The organism is Streptomyces sp. NPDC059169 (assembly GCF_042755225.1).
In the GTDB taxonomy this organism is placed as follows: domain Bacteria; phylum Actinomycetota; class Actinomycetes; order Streptomycetales; family Streptomycetaceae; genus Streptomyces.
Genome location: NZ_JBHZCF010000005.1, coordinates 255,951 through 272,718 on the forward strand (window position 1 = coordinate 255,951; position 16,768 = coordinate 272,718).

The 16,768-nt window shown below is 70.9% G+C and carries 17 protein-coding genes; 8 read left to right on the plus strand and 9 right to left on the minus strand.

Translation table 11 applies throughout. The features are described 5' to 3' along the window. Nucleotides 1-41: 41 nt before the first annotated feature. The 3 genes from ACFXOM_RS11820 to ACFXOM_RS11830 form a co-directional block, all read right to left on the minus strand. Complete coding sequence (locus tag ACFXOM_RS11820; RefSeq protein WP_384935920.1) at nucleotides 42-1,031, minus strand: pyridoxal-phosphate dependent enzyme; 990 nt, start codon at nucleotides 1,029-1,031, stop codon at nucleotides 42-44. 689 nt (nucleotides 1,032-1,720) lie between these two features. Further along, nucleotides 1,721-2,176: a hypothetical protein gene (locus ACFXOM_RS11825; protein WP_385037777.1), complete on the minus strand. Its 456-nt coding sequence runs from the start codon at nucleotides 2,174-2,176 to the stop codon at nucleotides 1,721-1,723. Between the two features lie 13 nt (nucleotides 2,177-2,189). Then, complete coding sequence (locus tag ACFXOM_RS11830; protein ID WP_385037780.1) at nucleotides 2,190-2,930, minus strand: VOC family protein; 741 nt, start codon at nucleotides 2,928-2,930, stop codon at nucleotides 2,190-2,192. A 256-nt stretch (nucleotides 2,931-3,186) separates the two neighbouring features. Between ACFXOM_RS11830 and argC the strand changes: the two genes are divergently transcribed. The 5 genes from argC to ACFXOM_RS11855 are packed head-to-tail and all read left to right on the plus strand — an operon-like array spanning nucleotide 3,187 to nucleotide 8,040. Next, nucleotides 3,187-4,215 carry an N-acetyl-gamma-glutamyl-phosphate reductase gene (gene argC / locus ACFXOM_RS11835; protein WP_385037783.1) on the plus strand — a complete coding sequence of 343 codons (1,029 nt, stop codon included), beginning with the start codon at nucleotides 3,187-3,189 and terminating at the stop codon, nucleotides 4,213-4,215. After that, the gene (argJ, locus tag ACFXOM_RS11840) at nucleotides 4,212-5,366 is read left to right on the plus strand and encodes a bifunctional glutamate N-acetyltransferase/amino-acid acetyltransferase ArgJ (RefSeq protein WP_384935909.1); all 1,155 of its coding nucleotides are present in this window, start codon (nucleotides 4,212-4,214) and stop codon (nucleotides 5,364-5,366) included. The genes argC and argJ overlap by 4 nt, the downstream gene beginning before the upstream one ends. 13 nt (nucleotides 5,367-5,379) lie before the next feature. After that, nucleotides 5,380-6,285: an acetylglutamate kinase gene (gene argB / locus ACFXOM_RS11845; RefSeq protein ID WP_384935906.1), complete on the plus strand. Its 906-nt coding sequence runs from the start codon at nucleotides 5,380-5,382 to the stop codon at nucleotides 6,283-6,285. Beyond that, complete coding sequence (locus ACFXOM_RS11850) at nucleotides 6,282-7,496, plus strand: acetylornithine transaminase (protein WP_385037785.1); 1,215 nt, start codon at nucleotides 6,282-6,284, stop codon at nucleotides 7,494-7,496. Before argB ends, ACFXOM_RS11850 begins: the two co-directional genes overlap by 4 nt. A 7-nt stretch (nucleotides 7,497-7,503) precedes the next feature. Further along, entirely contained in the window at nucleotides 7,504-8,040 is a 537-nt protein-coding gene (locus tag ACFXOM_RS11855) for an arginine repressor (protein WP_384935900.1), read from the plus strand. A 313-nt stretch (nucleotides 8,041-8,353) separates the two neighbouring features. Here the strand turns inward: ACFXOM_RS11855 and ACFXOM_RS11860 are convergent, their stop codons facing one another. The 4 genes from ACFXOM_RS11860 to ACFXOM_RS11875 form a co-directional block, all read right to left on the minus strand. Beyond that, nucleotides 8,354-9,121, minus strand: a complete 768-nt coding sequence (locus ACFXOM_RS11860) for an FAD:protein FMN transferase (protein WP_384936252.1) — start codon at nucleotides 9,119-9,121, stop codon at nucleotides 8,354-8,356. A gap of 38 nt (nucleotides 9,122-9,159) precedes the next feature. Continuing rightward, entirely contained in the window at nucleotides 9,160-9,621 is a 462-nt protein-coding gene (locus tag ACFXOM_RS11865; RefSeq protein ID WP_384935897.1) for an FMN-binding protein, read from the minus strand. A gap of 8 nt (nucleotides 9,622-9,629) precedes the next feature. Next, a complete protein-coding gene (locus tag ACFXOM_RS11870; RefSeq protein WP_384943951.1) occupies nucleotides 9,630-10,997 on the minus strand; it encodes a ferric reductase-like transmembrane domain-containing protein in 1,368 nt (455 codons plus the stop codon). Between the two features lie 129 nt (nucleotides 10,998-11,126). Next, nucleotides 11,127-11,708 (minus strand): pyridoxamine 5'-phosphate oxidase family protein, encoded by a 582-nt coding sequence (locus tag ACFXOM_RS11875; protein ID WP_384935894.1) that lies wholly within the window; start codon nucleotides 11,706-11,708, stop codon nucleotides 11,127-11,129. A 552-nt stretch (nucleotides 11,709-12,260) separates the two neighbouring features. Between ACFXOM_RS11875 and ACFXOM_RS11880 the strand changes: the two genes are divergently transcribed. Both ACFXOM_RS11880 and argH read left to right on the plus strand, forming a co-directional pair. Beyond that, complete coding sequence (locus tag ACFXOM_RS11880; RefSeq protein WP_384935892.1) at nucleotides 12,261-13,457, plus strand: argininosuccinate synthase; 1,197 nt, start codon at nucleotides 12,261-12,263, stop codon at nucleotides 13,455-13,457. A 110-nt stretch (nucleotides 13,458-13,567) separates the two neighbouring features. Next, nucleotides 13,568-14,995: an argininosuccinate lyase gene (argH, locus tag ACFXOM_RS11885; protein ID WP_384935889.1), complete on the plus strand. Its 1,428-nt coding sequence runs from the start codon at nucleotides 13,568-13,570 to the stop codon at nucleotides 14,993-14,995. 29 nt (nucleotides 14,996-15,024) lie between these two features. Here argH and ACFXOM_RS11890 read toward each other — a convergent pair whose 3' ends face one another. After that, nucleotides 15,025-15,531, minus strand: a complete 507-nt coding sequence (locus tag ACFXOM_RS11890) for a hypothetical protein (protein WP_384936247.1) — start codon at nucleotides 15,529-15,531, stop codon at nucleotides 15,025-15,027. A 152-nt stretch (nucleotides 15,532-15,683) separates the two neighbouring features. Between ACFXOM_RS11890 and ACFXOM_RS11895 the strand changes: the two genes are divergently transcribed. Next, the gene (locus ACFXOM_RS11895; RefSeq protein WP_384936244.1) at nucleotides 15,684-16,169 is read left to right on the plus strand and encodes a hypothetical protein; all 486 of its coding nucleotides are present in this window, start codon (nucleotides 15,684-15,686) and stop codon (nucleotides 16,167-16,169) included. Between the two features lie 45 nt (nucleotides 16,170-16,214). Here the strand turns inward: ACFXOM_RS11895 and ACFXOM_RS11900 are convergent, their stop codons facing one another. Continuing rightward, entirely contained in the window at nucleotides 16,215-16,625 is a 411-nt protein-coding gene (locus ACFXOM_RS11900) for a hypothetical protein (RefSeq protein ID WP_385037788.1), read from the minus strand. Nucleotides 16,626-16,768 lie beyond the last annotated feature (143 nt).

The following is a 16,768-nucleotide window of genomic DNA, read 5'->3' on the forward strand; positions in this document are numbered from 1 at the left end:
CGGAGGCCGGTCCGCATAGGGGCGGACCCCTGTGCGGACCCCTATGTGGAGGAACGGGCCGCGGCGCGTGCCGGCGCCACCTGGCGCGCGCTGGTCACCATGACCACGCAGCCCGACGTGCCCGACTCCTGCATCCGCCCCATGAGATGGCTCACCGCCCAGGCGACGGCGCCCGCGGCGGGCCCACCCCCGCCGGCCGCCGCGTAACCAGCCTCGCGGTGCAGCCACCGCAGGCCGTCCGCGGCCGCGTCGGCCGTGACGGGGATCACCAGGTCCAGCAGGTCGGGGCGGAAGGCGGGCTCGGTGCGGGGGCGGCCGATGCCGGGGATCGGCGACGGCATCCCGGTCGTGTAGTCGGCGCAGTCCCTCGCCCAGGCCGGGAAGTACGCGGAGCACTCGGCGTCCACCCCCGCCACCCGGGTCCCGTTCCCGCCCCGCTCCCGCACGTAGCGGCCGAGCGTCGCGGTGGTCGTCCCGGTTCCCAGGCCCGCCACCAGCCAGGCGGGTTCCCCAGCACCCACCCGTGCCAGCTGGCCGAACATCTCCTCGGCGAGATCCGGCAGCGGGCACATCCCGAGGGCCCGTTCCGAGTCGGCGAAGTGGTCCAGGAAGTATCCGCCCATGCGCTCCGCCAGGTGGCGCCCCTCGTCCTGGAGGGTTGCCGGTGCCGCGGCGATCCGCCACCGTCCACCGTGGCGCTCGACCGACTCCCGTACCGCCGGTGGTGCCTTCGCCGGCACCAGAGCGACGAACGGGATACCGGCGAGGCGGGCGCAGTACGCCCCGGCCACCGCGGCGGGCCCGCCCGTCCCCATCACGACGGGGACCCCCTCGCCCACCGAGCCGTCCATGACCGCTTCGCAGAGCAGCGCCCGTACCAACCGGTGCTTGAGCGTGCCGGAGGGGTGCGCGGACTCGTCCTTGACGTAGAGGCGCTCGTAAGGGAGGGGCACCAAGGGTGTCGGGTTCGCGTCCGCGCACAACCGACGCACCGCTTCCGCTGCCCAATCTCCGCTCTCCGCCCGCACCATGCTCCCTATGATCCCCGTCGCGCCGGCCGCCGCCACGGCACGGGACCGTACCCGCCGCCGCCCGGTCGGCGGCACCGCCGCCGCCGGCAACCCCCTCGCTGAGCCTCTCGCCCCCGCCCACCGGGCCGTTCAGCAGGACCGCGCGGACCGCCACCCGTGTCAAGCCATGCTTTCTCGGGAGGCGTCAGTCGCGTACCCGTCGGCTTCACTCGAGGTGGGCCGTTCGGACCGATCCGGCCTCAGCCCACCGGCGGCTGGCCGGGCTGCTGACCCCGGACGGGGACGGTCACGGCGGGGTGTGCCGTGGACAGCCGCTGTCCCGACGACGCGGTCGACGCGTATCTGATCGGAGGGTGCGTTCCCACCCAGGGGAGCAGGTGCTCCTGAACCGCCGGGCGGGCTCGTCGGCGCTGCGGCGACTGTGCCCACCCCACGCCGAACGGGGCACGAGGCCCATCGAAGCGGGAGGGGACCGTACGCGGCGAAGGGCGAGGCACGGCGACGGGAGTGGAGCGCCCCGGAACAGCTCCGCTGCCCCGGGAACGTGGGCGGCACGGACGACGCGGCGCCCCACGCGTACCGCGGCACTCGAAACATTCGTGGCATTCGCGGGACCCGGAGGCCCCCGGACGACTGTGGGCTGCTGCGGGAGACCCGTCGGCCCCGCCGACCCTCCGCCGGCCGGCGGGTCACCACCGGTAGAGCCTCCCGCGCCACGTCCACCCCGCGTCGAGGACCGTGTTCCGCAGGGGGTTCTTCATCTCCCGCGAGTCGAAGCCGAACGACTCGACCCGACGCCGGCGGCCGTCGGGCCCCCGCTCAAACGTCCACTCCTTCTGGATCATGGGTGCCGGGCCGCGGCCGTACTGCCGCGACGCCGGGGTGGCCCTCCAGCGTTCGTCGAGGGCGAGCACCTCGCGCTCGTCCGTGACGAAGCGCATCCTCGTCCTGAGGGTCAGGCCCTGCTGCTGGATGCGCCACTCCGCGACCAGGTCCGCGCGTTCCTTGGCGAAGGCCTCGCGCACACGGAACGGCACGCCCGAGCCGCCCAGCGCGAGGAGCGCCTCGCGGAGCGGCCCCGCGGGGAGCGGTGCGACGCCCCTGCAGGGGTACTTCGTGCCGGTGATCTTGTCGTAGAGACCCATGGGAATCTCGGCGTCAGGACCGGGCGAGGACACAGAACTCGTGCCCCTCCGGGTCGGTGAGACAGGTCCACGGGACGTCGCCCTGACCGACGTCGAGGTCGGCCGCGCCGAGGGCCCGCAGTCGGGCGACCTCCGCTGCTTTGTCGTCACCGGGGGCCGGCACCAGGTCGAGGTGGACGCGGTCCGGCACGATCTTCACGTCGAAGGAGCGAACGAACTCAACATACGGGCCGACACCCTTGGCCGAGCGCCACACCGCACGGTCGTCCGTCACCTCGTGCAGGGTCCAGTTCATTGTCTCGTCCCAGAACCGGGCCATGGCCCGCGGATCCGCGCAGTCGACCACCACCCGGGCGATCGGCCCGGTGTCCCGGTACGTCTCCCGAGGCTCCAGCACGCAGAACTCGTTGCCCTCCGGGTCGGCCAGGACCGTCCACGGCACGTCACCCTGGCCCACGGGGGCGGGCGTCGGTCCGAGGGACTTCAGGTGCGCGATCGACTCCGCCTGATGGGCCGCAGAGGTGGTGGCGAGATCGACGTGCACACGATTCTTTGTCGCCGTCTTGGGTTCCGGGACGGCAAGGGCGTCGATGCATACGCCGACCGGGTGCAGCCCATCGAAGCCGACGGGTTCGGCGGCGGTCGCGCCCGACCCCCCGCTGGTGACACTCCAGCCGAGCGCCTCCGCCCAGAACCGGCCGACCGACGAGTCGTCGAGGGCCTTTATGTTCACCAGGACGGGTCGCAGCGTCATGTCGGCGATCCCACGCACCGCTCTGCAACGACATCCGCACGCACCGTTGCCACACGGAGGGCGGCGCGCTCACCAGCGTTGATGCTCGGTTCGTCAACCGGAATGCTCGGCCCCGCCGGGCTGCCCCCCTCTGAGGTACCCCCCCACGTGCCGGGTGAAGGTCGAGCCACCTCGGAGCGGTCCCGCGTCGCGCGATTCTCATTGCATAAAGCTGCATTGATGCGTATAGTCATGCCCTCCAAGAGGAGGAAGTCCGATGGCGGTACGTGCAGCTGTAGCGGGAGCGAGTGGATACGCGGGCGGGGAGCTGCTCCGCCTGCTCCTCGCGCACCCCGGCGTCGAGATCGGCGCCCTCACCGCGAACTCCAACGCCGGTCAGCGGCTCGGGGACCTCCAGCCCCATCTGCTGCCGCTCGCGGACCGGGTGCTGGCCGCCACCACGCCGGAGGTGCTCGCCGGCCACGACGTCGTGTTCCTCGCCCTGCCGCACGGCCAGTCCGCCGCGGTCGCGGAGCAACTCGGCGAGGACGTCCTCGTCGTCGACATGGGAGCCGACTTCCGACTCAGGAGTGCCGCCGAGTGGGAGCGGTTCTACGGTTCTGCACACGCCGGGACCTGGCCCTACGGCCTCCCCGAACTGCCGGGTGCCCGCGCCGCGCTGGAGGGGTCCAAGCGCATCGCGGTACCCGGTTGCTACCCGACCGCGGTGTCCCTCGCCCTCTTCCCGGCGTACGCGGACGGACTCGCCGAGCCCGAGGCCGTGATCACGGCCGCCTCCGGCACTTCGGGAGCGGGCAGGGCGCTCAAGCCGCACCTCCTCGGCAGCGAGGTCATGGGCTCCATGAGTCCCTACGGCGTCGGCGGCGGCCACCGACACACCCCCGAGATGGTCCAGAACCTGAGCGCCGTGGCGGGCGGGACCGTCACCGTCTCGTTCACCCCGACGCTCGCGCCCATGCCGCGCGGAATCCTGGCGACCTGCAGTGCCAAGGCGAAGCCGGGCACCACCCCCGGGGCCGTACGGGCCGCCTACGAGAAGGCGTACACCGAAGAACCGTTCGTCCGCCTCCTCCCGGAGGGACAGTGGCCCGCAACGGCGTCCGTCTACGGTTCCAACGCCGTTCAGGTGCAGGTCGCCCACGACGAGGCCGCGGGCCGCATCATCGCGATCAGCGCCCTCGACAACCTCACCAAGGGCACCGCGGGCGCCGCGGTCCAGAGCATGAACATCGCCCTCGGTCTCGACGAGACCACCGGACTTTCCACGATCGGAGTCGCACCATGACGGTGACGGCAGCACAGGGATTCACGGCGGCCGGCGTCGCCGCCGGGATCAAGCAGAACGGCAACCCGGACCTGGCCCTCGTGGTCAACAACGGGCCGCGCCGCGCCGCCGCCGGGGTCTTCACCTCCAACCGCGTCAAGGCCGCTCCGGTCCTCTGGTCGGAGCAGGTGCTCAAGGGCGAAGAGGTCTCCGCGGTCGTCCTCAACTCCGGTGGGGCCAACGCCTGCACCGGACCCCAGGGCTTCCAGGACACCCACGCCACCGCAGAGAAGGTCGCCGAGGTCCTGGAGGGCCACAGCGCGGGCGAGATCGCCGTCGCGTCCACCGGACTGATCGGCGTACTGCTCCCGATGGACAAGCTCCTCCCGGGCATCGAGAAGGCGGCCGCCGAACTGAGCGTCCACGGCGGTGAAAAGGCCGCCATCGCCATCAAGACCACCGACACCGTGCACAAGACCGCGGTGTTCACCGGCGACGGCTGGACGGTCGGGGGCATGGCCAAGGGCGCGGGCATGCTCGCCCCCGGGCTCGCCACCATGCTGGTCGTCCTCACCACCGACGCCGACGTCGACAGCGCCACCCTCGACGACGCTCTGCGCGACGCGACCCGGCTCACCTTCGACCGGGTCGACTCCGACGGGTGCATGTCCACCAACGACACCGTATTGCTGCTCGCCTCCGGCGCCTCCGGCACCGCCCCCGAGTACGGCGCGTTCGCCGAAGGCGTCCGGACGGTCTGCGACGACCTGGCCCGCCAGCTCATCGGCGACGCGGAAGGAGCCAGCAAGGACATCCGCATCGAGGTGGTCAACGCCGCGAGCGAGGACGACGCCGTCGAGGTCGGCCGTTCCATCGCGCGGAACAACCTCCTCAAGTGCGCCATCCACGGTGAGGACCCCAACTGGGGCCGGGTGCTGTCCGCCATCGGCACGACGCGGGCCGACTTCGAGCCCGACCGGCTCAACGTGGCCATCAACGGCGTCTGGGTCTGCCGGGACGGTTCGGTGGGCGAGTCCCGCGACCTGGTCGACATGCGCTACCGCGAGGTCCGGATCACCGCGGACCTCGCCGCCGGCTCCGAGTCCGCCGTCATCTGGGCGAACGACCTCACCGCCGACTACGTCCACGAGAACAGTGCCTACTCCTCCTGAGGATCCGGAGCCGATGAGCACCCGAAAGCACACCGCACTTCCCAAGGCACAGACCTTGATCGAAGCGTTGCCGTGGCTGACCCGTCACCACGGTAAGACGGTCGTGATCAAATTCGGCGGCAACGCCATGGTCGACGCGGAACTCAAGGCCGCGTTCGCGCAGGACGTCGTCTTCCTGCGGCACGCAGGCATCAAACCCGTGGTCGTGCACGGCGGCGGCCCCCAGATCAGCGCCCAGCTGGACAAACACGGGCTGGTCAGTGAGTTCAAAGCCGGACTGCGGGTGACGACGCCCGAGGCGATGGACGTCGTACGGATGGTGCTGGCCGGGCAGGTGCAGCGCGAACTGGTCGGCCTGCTCAACCAGCACGGCCCGCTCGCCGTCGGCATCACCGGCGAGGACGCGCACACCATCACCGCCACCAAGCACCGTCCGACCATCGACGGCGAGTTGGTCGACATCGGCCGCGTCGGAGAGATCACCTCCATCGACACCGGCGCGATCGAGGCCCTCCTGGAGGACGGCCGCATCCCGGTCGTCTCCTCCATTGCCCGGTCGGCCGACGACGGGCACGTCTACAACGTCAATGCCGACACGGCGGCGGCCGCGCTCGCGGCAGCACTCGGCGCGGAGACGCTGATGGTGCTCACCGACGTCGAGGGCCTCTACGAGGACTGGCCCAACAGCGACGAAGTGATCAGCCGGCTGACCGCTGCGGAGCTGGAGAAGCTGTTGCCCGAGCTGTCCAGTGGCATGGTGCCCAAGATGGAGGGCTGCCTGTACGCCGTGCGCAACGGCGTCAACACCGCGCGCGTCCTGGACGGCCGGGTCCAGCACTCCATCCTGCTGGAGATCTTCACCGACGAGGGTATCGGCACCATGGTCGTGCCCGACGGGACCGAAGGGCGGACGGCATGAACGGCCAGGGCGGCAACCAGGGGCTCGTGCAGCGCTGGCGGGGATCGATGATGGACAACTACGGCACGCCGCAGCTGCCGCTGGTCCGCGGAGAGGGAGCGAAGGTCTGGGACGCGGACGGCAAGGAGTACCTCGACTTCGTCGGCGGGATCGCCGTGAACGCGCTGGGCCACGCCCACCCCGCCGTCGTCGAGGCCGTCTCCGGCCAGATCTCCTCCCTGGGGCACGTCTCCAACCTCTTCGTCGCCGAACCCCCGGTGGCTCTCGCCGAGCGGCTGCTCCAGCTCGCCGGCCGGCCGGGACGGGTGTTCTTCTGCAACTCGGGCGCAGAGGCCAACGAGGCCGCCTTCAAGATCGGTCGACTGACGGGCCGTCGGCACATGGTCGCCACCCAGGGAGGTTTCCACGGCCGGACCATGGGGGCGCTCGCTCTCACCGGACAGCCTGCCAAGCAGGAGCCCTTCCTGCCGCTCCCGGGCGACGTGACCCACGTGCCGTACGGGGACGCCGAGGCGCTGCGGGCCGCGGTCACCGAGGACACGGCGCTGGTGGTCATCGAACCGATCCAGGGCGAGAGCGGCGTCGTCGTACCGCCGTCCGGCTATCTGAGGGCAGCACGGGACATCACCCGTGCCACCGGCACCCTGCTGGTCCTCGACGAAGTGCAGACCGGTATCGGCCGTACCGGCCACTGGTTCGAGCACCAGGCCCACGAGGGGGTCGAACCCGATGTCGTGACGCTGGCCAAGAGCCTGGGCGGCGGCCTGCCGCTGGGTGCGACGCTCGCCTTCGGGCCGGCCGCCGAACTGTTGCGGCCCGGACAGCACGGCACGACGTTCGGCGGCAATCCGGTCGCCTGTGCCGCCGGGCTCGCCGTCCTCAGGACCCTCGAGGGCACGCTCGACGAGGTCAAGCGGATCAGCGAGAAGCTCCGGGACGGAATCGAGCATCCGGGCGGGAAGCACAGGCACCCACTCGTCTCCCATGTCCGCGGCGCGGGTCTCCTGCTGGGTATCGTGCTCACCGAGCCCCTCGCGCCCCAGGTGCAGCAGGCGGCTCAGGGTGCCGGCCTCCTGGTCAATGCGCCCGCCCCCGATGTCGTACGGATCATGCCGCCGCTGATCATCCGCGACGCCGAGGCGGACGCCTTTCTCCGGGCGCTCCCCGGCATCCTCGACGTGACCAGCGGGGACGGACGATCCGGAGAATGAGACGACGATGACCGAGGCGCAGGAAACCGAGCACGGCGGGCCGTCCGTGCCGCAGACCCGCACGGCCCGCCACCGCCGGATCGTGGACATCCTCAACCGGCAGCCGGTGCGCTCGCAGAGCCAACTCGCGCGGCTGCTCGCCGACCACGGCCTGAGCGTCACCCAGGCGACGCTCTCCCGGGACCTCGACGAGCTGGGCGCGGTGAAGATCCGCAACACCGGCGGCGAGCTCATCTACGCGGTCCCCAGCGAAGGCGGGTTCCGCACGCCCCAGGCACCGCTCGGGGAGTCCGCGAAGGAGGAGCGGATGCGCCGCCTCTCCGGCGAACTGCTCATCTCCGCGGAGGCGTCGGCCAACCTGGTCGTGCTGCGTACCCCACCCGGCGCGGCCCAGTTCCTCGCCTCGGCCATCGACCAGGCAGAACTCCACGCGATCCTCGGCACGATCGCGGGTGACGACACCCTGCTGCTCATCTCCCGCGACCCGGCGGGCGGCCAGGCGCTCGCCGACCATCTGCTGCGGCTGGCGCAGAAGGAGCGCTGACCCGCCGGGGGCGGCGTCCGCCTCCTGGTGAGGCCGCGGGGCCGTGCGGGGTACCCGGTCCGGGGGCGGGCGGCGGAGCCTGGTCTCGGCCGTCCGGTGGGCGACCATCCGCGGTGCCCGGCCACTCGCGGCGAGCGCCGGCCCGGTATGACCTCCTTGAAGGAGGAAGCCTCCGGCCCGGGCATTCCGGGCGGGCGGGACACCCGGGTTTTCTCCCACGCCCGGTTTCCCCACGCCCGGATTTCCTCACGCCCCTGCTTCCTGCCGGTCCGTGCCGCTTCGCCGACGCCCCGCGACCGGGCTCGCCCCCCACTCAGGCCGCGCGTCTCTCCGGGGCACTGTCCGGGAGCCCGGGGAGACGCGCCAGATGGTGTGCGAATCCGCTGGTCTGCCAGGTGCCACCGTCCGCGGTGACGGCGAACGCCTCCGTGCCCGGGAGCCCCTCCAGCCACGCCCGGGCTCGGCAGCCCATGGCGTAGCCGGCCGTGGCACGGGCGTCCGCCTGCGTCAGGCCCCGGGTCACGACGGTGAGCGAGGCGAGGCCCTCGGACGGTGCGATGCCCGTGTGCGGGTCCACGATGTGGCAGCCGCGTTCTGCGGGGCCCGATGTCGCCACGGCGAGACTCCCGTCAGCCTCGACGACGGCGACCAGCGCACCCGGGCGCAACGGGTCGGAGATGCCGACCCGCCACGGGCCGCCGTGTAGTTGGACGTCGCCCCCGCCGCCCAGGCACACCGCGGCGGCGCCGGACGAGGCGAGCATGCGCACGGCGCGTTCCACCGCCCAGCCCTTGACCAGCCCTGTGGGGTCGAGTCCGCCGGCGTAGCGCGCGGTGAACCAGCCGTCGCTCAGCCGTTCCTCCGTCTCGCAGTGCCGGAACACCTCGGCGACCTCGGCGGGGCAGTCGGCCAACGTGAGTTCCCTGCGTGCGAGCCTGCTGACCTCGCTGTCCGTGCGGTAGGTCGAGAAGACCTCGTCGGCACGGTGCAGGGAGGCGACGGCGGCCACCACCCCGGCGCGCAGCCGCCCCCGGTCGCAGTCGGCGGCGATCCGCACGTCGAACGAGAAGACGGTGCCCATCACGTGTTCGACATGACGCAGTCGGGTCCGGTCCGTCATCACAGGCCGGCCTTGTCGAGGGCGCTCTGCAGGGACTTCCTGTAGCCCTCGCTGGTGAACGACGCCCCGGAGACGGCGTCGATACGGGCGCTCTGCGCGGCGATGGCGGCCTTGTTGAGTTGCGGCACCGCACTGGCGGCGATCCGCTCGCTGTTGGGGTCACCGGCCGGCGTCTTGACGGCGGCGGCCGCGGTGATCCTCCCGTCGCTCAGCGTCAGTTGCACCTGAACGGGCCCGTACTGGGTCGAGGCCTCGTCACCGAGCACCGTCTGGCCGCCCGCGGGTTCGACCCCGCCGCCCCCCGCGGGTGCTGCCGCGGCGGGCGGCACGGGGCCGCCGGCCTGCGGTGCCGTCCCGGCGGCCGGGGTGCCCGGCTGCTTCACGGCGAGCAGCAGCACGACGGCCGACGCGGTGCCGGCGACGCTGAGAAAGATCCGGCGCAGTGGGTGTTTCCTGTTCACGGACGGCCTCACATCTCGAAGGACTCGTGATGGATACGGCGCGACGGCACGCCCGCCGCGCGCAGTGCGTTGTAGGACTCCTCGGCGAGACCGGGCGGCCCGCAGAGGTAGACGTCGTGCTGGTCGATGTCCGGCAGCACCTCTTTGAGCCGCTCGGTGGTGATCTCGGGGCGTGCTCCGTCCGGCCCGTTGACGGCGTACATCAGATTCGCGTCGCGTTCGTCGGCGATCTGCTGCAACTCGGCCCACAGCGCCAGGTCCTCGGTCCGGCTCGCCCGGTAGAGCAGGGTCAGGTCCCCCGGGCCACCGGGCAGGGTTTCGAACAGGGCTCGCATCGGAGTGATGCCGGCGCCGCCGGCGATCAGCAGTACCTTGTTCTGGCTCCGGCGGCCCGCGGTCATCGCCCCGTAGGGGCCCTCGGCCCAGACCCGGGTGCCTGGTTCCAGCCGGGAGAGCGCCAGGCTGTGCTTGCCGGCGGCCTTGACGGTGATGCGCAGCAGGTCGGGTCGGGGCGGCGCGGACAGCGAGTACGGATTGGAACTCCAGCGCAGCCCCGGGGTGAGGAAGCGCCAGCGGAAGAACTGACCGGCCTCGGCGCCGAGCCGGTGCAGCCGCTGCCCGGTGATCAGCACGGACACCACGCCGGGGGCTTCTTCCACGACGGACTCCACCCGCATCCGGTGGCTGAGGTTGAGCCGTACGGGTGCGAGGACCCGGTACCACAGGAGGAGCGCGCCCACCGCTCCGTACAGCGCGTACCAGACCGTGCGGGCGGTGGTGCTGGCCGCGAACTCGGCACCGGTCGCCAACTGGTGCCAGAACGTCAGGTAGACGGCGGCGTACGTCCCGAGGTGCAGGTAGTACCAGGTCTCGTAGCGCAGGCGGCGGCGCACCGCCCCGGCCGAGACGAAGCCGATCACCAGCAGCAGTACGGTCCCGATGGTCGCCTTGATCATCTCGGGGAAGTCGACGACGACCGTGACGGTCTGCTCGACGAAGCCCGTGCCGGCCTGGACGGAGTACCCCCAGACGGTCAGGGCGACGTGGGCGACGACGAGGCTGATGGCGTACCGGCCGGTCATCGCGTGCCAGCGGGTCGCCCGGTCCGAGCCGACGCGTCGTTCGAGCGCGGGGACCCGGGCCATCTGGAGCACCGTCAGCGCGATCGCGTAGCCGCCGAGCAGGCCGGTGATCCGGCCTGCTCCCGTCAGCCAGGCGGCGGTGTCCATCTGGACCACCGCCGTGTTGTCCCACCAGAGCCACAGGACGGCTGCCGCGCCCGCCCAGGCCGTCACCAGCAGCATCGCCGCGGGGTTGCGGCGGGGCTGGATGCCGCGCATGGTCTGGCGTCTCGCGGCCCGCCCGGTCTGAATCATCGTCACGGCTGCTCCTCGGCTGATCCGTATCGCTCACCTGGATACGGACACGAGGGCCGATGAGTTCAATCGTGGAGCGGTCCTTGTGCGTCCCACGGGCCCACGATGCTCCGAGCGCCGTGACGGTTGTCAGTCGGTGCGCGCCGGCAGGGGCAGGGGTAGGGCCGGCAGGCCGTCGAGGCTCACGCCGACGTGGGGCTTCGTCTCGCAGTACGCCGCGAACTCCTCGTCCGTCTTGCGGGCGAGGTGTTCGGCGTGCTGCGTGCGCTCCGCCTGGTAGTCCATGAACGGCACCGCGAAGCCGCAGGCATCGCTGATCCGCCGGGCGTGCACGACGATCACCGCGCGGGCCCCGGCCCCGTCGGCGTCCCCGAAGTGCCGGATGAGCTCTGCCCAGCGCGGGTCGTCCCGGAACACCGCCTCCCCGCGCCCGTGCACCCGGAGCACCTTCGGCGGTCCGCTGAAGGCGCACCACATCAGCGTGATGCGGCCGTTCTCACGGACGTGGGCGATGGTCTCGGCGCCGCTGCCGCCGAAGTCCAGATAGGCGAGGGTCAGGCCGTCGAGGACGACGAGCGTGCCCTTGCGGCCCTTGGGGGAGAGGTTGACGTGTCCGTCGCCCGCGAGGGGGGCGGTGGCGGTGAAGAAGACGGGCTGGTCATCGATGAATGCGCGGATACGACCTTCTATGCGTTCGTACGTCTGTCCCATGCCCGGATTATGGACCGGAACGGCCGAGGGCGGGCGCCCGGCCCCCAGGGCGCTCCGCCTGTGGACTGCCGCCCACCCCGGTGCTGCCTGGCGTGCGTCCGGCCGGAGTAGGGTCCGGGCCGGCCCCGTACGGCGCCCGCCGGAGGTGCTGCAGGAGGGCCCGGCATCGCACGGACCCACTGCGATCCGGTAGCTCGGTCGGTTCCGCGCGGCCGCGGCGTCCGCACGCGGGAGCTCGTCCCTCGGCTCGATCGCGGGCAGCTCGCCGACGGTGGGGGAGCGAGGACCGGTCCGGCGGTCCGGGCACGCGCCGGTGACAGGTCGCGGGCCGCGGTGTCGAGGTCCAGCCAGTCGTCAGGGTCCGTCATGCCGGTCGTCGAGGCGGCCGGCACGTCCTGTGTGGTCTGCTCGACGGTCGCATTGCACCTGTTCAGTGGGGATCTGGTGGTGATGCTGCAGCGAGCGGGCGGCTCACGCCCCGGACACATTGACAAAACATACGGGCCACTGCATAGTTATACCCATCACCGAATGCACCGTAAGGAGAAACCCGTGACCGAGCGCGTCGTACTCGCCTACTCGGGCGGTCTGGACACCTCCGTCGCCATCGGCTGGATCGCCGAGGAGACGGGCGCCGAGGTCATCGCCGTTGCCGTGGACGTCGGCCAGGGTGGCGAGGACCTGGACGTCATCCGCAAGCGCGCGCTCGCCTGCGGTGCCGTCGAGGCCGAGGTCGCGGATGCCAAGGACGAGTTCGCCGATGAGTACTGCCTTCCGGCGATCAAGGCCAACGCCCTCTACATGGACCGCTACCCGCTGGTCTCCGCGCTCTCGCGGCCGACCATCGTCAAACACCTCGTCGCCGCCGCCCAGAAGCACGGCGCCTCCGTCGTGGCGCACGGCTGCACCGGCAAGGGCAACGACCAGGTCCGCTTCGAGGCGGGCATCGCCTCCCTCGCCCCCGACCTGAAGTGCATCGCCCCGGTCCGCGACTACGCGATGACCCGGGACAAGGCGATCGCCTTCTGCGAGGCGAAGCAGCTTCCGATCGCCACCACCAAGAAGTCCCCGTACTCCATCGACCAGAACGTCTTCGGGCGCGCGGTCGAGACCGGCTTCCTGGAGGACATCTGGAACGCGCCGATCGAGGACATCTACGAGTACACCTCCAACCCGGCCGAACTCCGTGAGGCCGACGAGGTGGTCATCAGCTTCAAGGAGGGCGTCCCCGTCGCCGTCGACGGCAAGCCCGTCACCGTCCTCCAGGCCATCCAGCAGCTCAACGAGCGGGCTGGCGCCCAGGGCATCGGTCGGATCGACATGGTCGAGGACCGGCTCGTCGGCATCAAGTCCCGCGAGGTGTACGAGGCACCTGGCGCGATCGCGCTCATCACGGCGCACCAGGAGCTGGAGAACGTCACGGTCGAGCGGGAGCTCGCCCGCTACAAGCGGCAGGTCGAGCAGCGCTGGGGCGAGCTCGTCTACGACGGCCTGTGGTTCTCGCCGCTCAAGCGTGCCCTCGACGGCTTCATCAACGAGGCCAACCAGCACGTCACCGGTGATGTCCGGATGACCCTGCACGGCGGCCGCGCCGTCGTGACCGGCCGGAAGTCGGACCAGTCGCTGTACGACTTCAACCTCGCCACCTACGACTCGGGCGACACCTTCGACCAGTCGAAGGCCCAGGGGTTCATCGACATCTTCGGTCTGTCGTCGAAGATCGCCGCGAAGCGGGACCTGCAGGCATAGCCTGACCGAGATCCGCCTGATCCCCGAATGCGCGACGGCCGCCGCCCGCCCGCCCGAGGCCGGGAGGCGGCCGTCACGTCCGAGCCTGCAAGTCCCAAGGAGCAAGTGCTGTGAGCAGCAACAACGGTGACGTCCGGCTGTGGGGCGGCCGTTTCGCCGCCGGGCCCGCCGAGGCGCTGGCCCGGCTGTCGGCCTCCGTCCACTTCGACTGGCGCCTCGCGCCGTACGACATCGCGGGCTCCCGCGCCCACGCCGCGGTGCTCCACAAGGCGGGGCTGCTGACGTCCGAGGAGCTGGAGCGCATGCTGGCCGGTCTCGACCAGCTCGAAGCGGACGTCGCCTCGGGCGGCTTCACCGGCACCATCGCCGACGAGGACGTGCACACCGCCCTGGAGCGCGGCCTGCTGGAGCGGCTCGGTGCGGAGCTCGGCGGCAAGCTCCGCGCGGGCCGGTCCCGCAACGACCAGGTCGCCACCCTCTTCAGGATGTACCTGCGCGACCACGCCCGGATCGTCGGCGGTCTGGTCGCCGACCTGCAGGACGCCCTCGTGGGGCTCGCCGAGGCCCATCCGGACGTCGCCATGCCCGGCCGCACCCACCTGCAGCACGCCCAGCCGGTCCTCTTCGCCCACCACGTGCTGGCCCACGTCCAGTCGCTCTCCCGGGACGCGGAGCGACTGCGCCAGTGGGACGAGCGCACGGCCGTCTCGCCGTACGGCTCGGGTGCCCTGGCCGGGTCGTCGCTCGGGCTCGACCCGCAGGCCGTCGCGCAGGACCTCGGCTTCGAGCGCGGCTCCGTCGCCAACTCCATCGACGGCACGGCCTCGCGCGACTTCGTCGCCGAATTCGCCTTCATCACCGCGATGATCGGCGTCAACCTCTCCCGGATCGCCGAGGAGGTCATCATCTGGAACACGAAGGAGTTTTCCTTCGTGACGCTGCACGACGCCTTCTCGACCGGCTCCTCGATCATGCCGCAGAAGAAGAACCCGGACATCGCGGAGCTGGCGCGCGGCAAATCGGGCCGCCTCATCGGCAATCTGACCGGTCTGCTGGCCACGCTCAAGGCACTGCCGCTCGCGTACAACCGCGACCTGCAGGAAGACAAGGAGCCCGTCTTCGACTCGTGCGACCAGCTGGAGGTCCTGCTGCCGGCCTTCACCGGGATGATGGCCACGCTCACCGTCAACCGCGAGCGGATGGAGGAGCTCGCCCCGGCCGGTTTCTCGCTCGCGACCGACGTCGCCGAGTGGCTGGTGCGGCAGGGCGTGCCGTTCCGCGTCGCCCACGAGGTGGCGGGGGAGTGCGTGAAGGAGTGCGAGGCGAACGGGATCGAGCTGGATCAGCTCACCGATGAACAGTTCGCGCGCATTTCGCCGCATCTGACGCCCGAGGTCCGCAGCGTGCTGAACGTCCCCGGTGCGCTCGCCTCGCGCGACGGACGCGGCGGTACGGCCCCGTCTGCGGTTGCCGCGCAGCTCGCCGAGGTGAAGGCTGACCTGGCCGTACAGCGCGCCTGGGCGGTGGCGAAGGACTGACGCCCGCGGCGCCGCCCCGGCGCACCGCCTCACCTCGCCGCCGCCCAGTCCGCGAGCGCGTCGAAGTCCGGTCGGGTCAGTCCGATCCGGTGGTCGACGTGCAGCAGAAGGGCGGCGGCGAGGTGCTTCTGCTCGACGAACTCCCGGTCCAGGTGCGTGATCTCGTCGTCTATCCAGGCGAACGGGCGTCCCTGTGCGTAGTCGAGCACGTACTGCGTCTTCCAGAACGTGCCCCGTGGTGAGGACCCGTGCATCGTGGGCCAGTCGATGAACGGGAGCTCGGGCAGCCCGAGACGGGGGCCCACCCACGTGTTCGCCTCGCCCTTCCACGTCGTCGCCCAGACCAGCTCGTACGACGCCTCGAGGGCCAGCAGCTCTTCGCCGTGCCCCGGGTTGAGCCACACCCGCAGGGGTTTGTCGTGGAGCCAGCCGTCGGGTCGCATCCGGTGGGTCCGGTAGCCCTCGGGGCGGCGCTGTGGCTGGCCGCCGTACGGGTTGAGCGGTCCGTCGATTTTACCGACCGCAGGAGCTCGGATACCGGCTCTGAACTGCGACGATTCGTAGACTACATGTCCGTCACGCCGAGTTGGGGCCGATGATGTCGTCCGTCCGACTGATCCAGGGCCCCATGTCTTTGGCCAAGGAAAACGAGGCTGCGCTTGATCGAGGAGCCGGGCAGCATGACGGTGTGGCTGATCTGATGTGGGGAGACGTGAGCTGTTTCTTCGACCCGGACGTGATGGGGTCTCTGCCGGACCTGCGTGTCCCAGATGCCTCGGTGGAGGACTGGCAGGCGGTTCTTGATCTTGTCGAGGCGAGAGGTTGGCATTGCCAGTACTCCGAAGGTGAGACCGTGCTGCCGGTCCCTCGGGCGGAGACCGTCCTCTCCCGCCCGGCGGACGCTGAATGCCCGAACCTGCGCGTCTGGCCGACTGCCGATGTTCTGGCGATCTTCCGTTTCCAGGACGACGATGAGATCGACTTCGACGTCGACCTGCGGGAGTTGCAGGGCCAGGAGCGACTTGATGTGTTCTGCGACTTCTTGCGGGAGATCGGGCGGCGCTTGGGCAAAGCGGTGCTCATGGACCCGGAGGGCGATCATGGTCATCCGGTGCTCGGCTTCGATATCGACGCCGACCGAGTCGTCCTCCTGGCCGAGCTGCCGGCCAGGTGATTGCGGTCGCCGGCCGCGATTCGTAGCAGGCTCCATTGCCGAGGATCAGTCGGTAGCGCCCGCCGAGCGGAGCGAGCGGCCGAGATCGCCGACGAGTAGACGAGGGTGGCGCCGCCACCACCACATGTCGATGGGGTCGAATCCGCTGATCCGGTGGAACTGCGACAACGAGATGCCGTCGTCGAAGACGGTGGCAGCCCGGAAACGGTCGTCGAGCGCCTTGACCTGCGGGGTCCATAGGACGATCACGCGCTCAGTGAGGATCGGCCACGCCTCGTGCAGCCAGTTCCGGCTGTAGAGGTCGTTGGTGTATTCGTCCACCAGGTCGCTGTAACCGTCCTCGACCTTGCCCACGAGCCAGGCCCATTTGTCGACCATCTCCTGGACGGTGAATGCCTTGCGCCAGCCGCGTTGACGCAGGACCTCGCCTGCTGCCGACTCGTTGTGGGGCTCCATGCGGCGGATCCTGGCATACGACTCGGTCCGGTGGACACGGGTTTTCCGTGGTCACCGGGACGAGTGGAGCTTCCTGAGTTCTCCACCGCAAACGATCTTGGCTTCGAGGTTTGGTAGGCGTCAGTCCTGGACGAGGGAGTTGT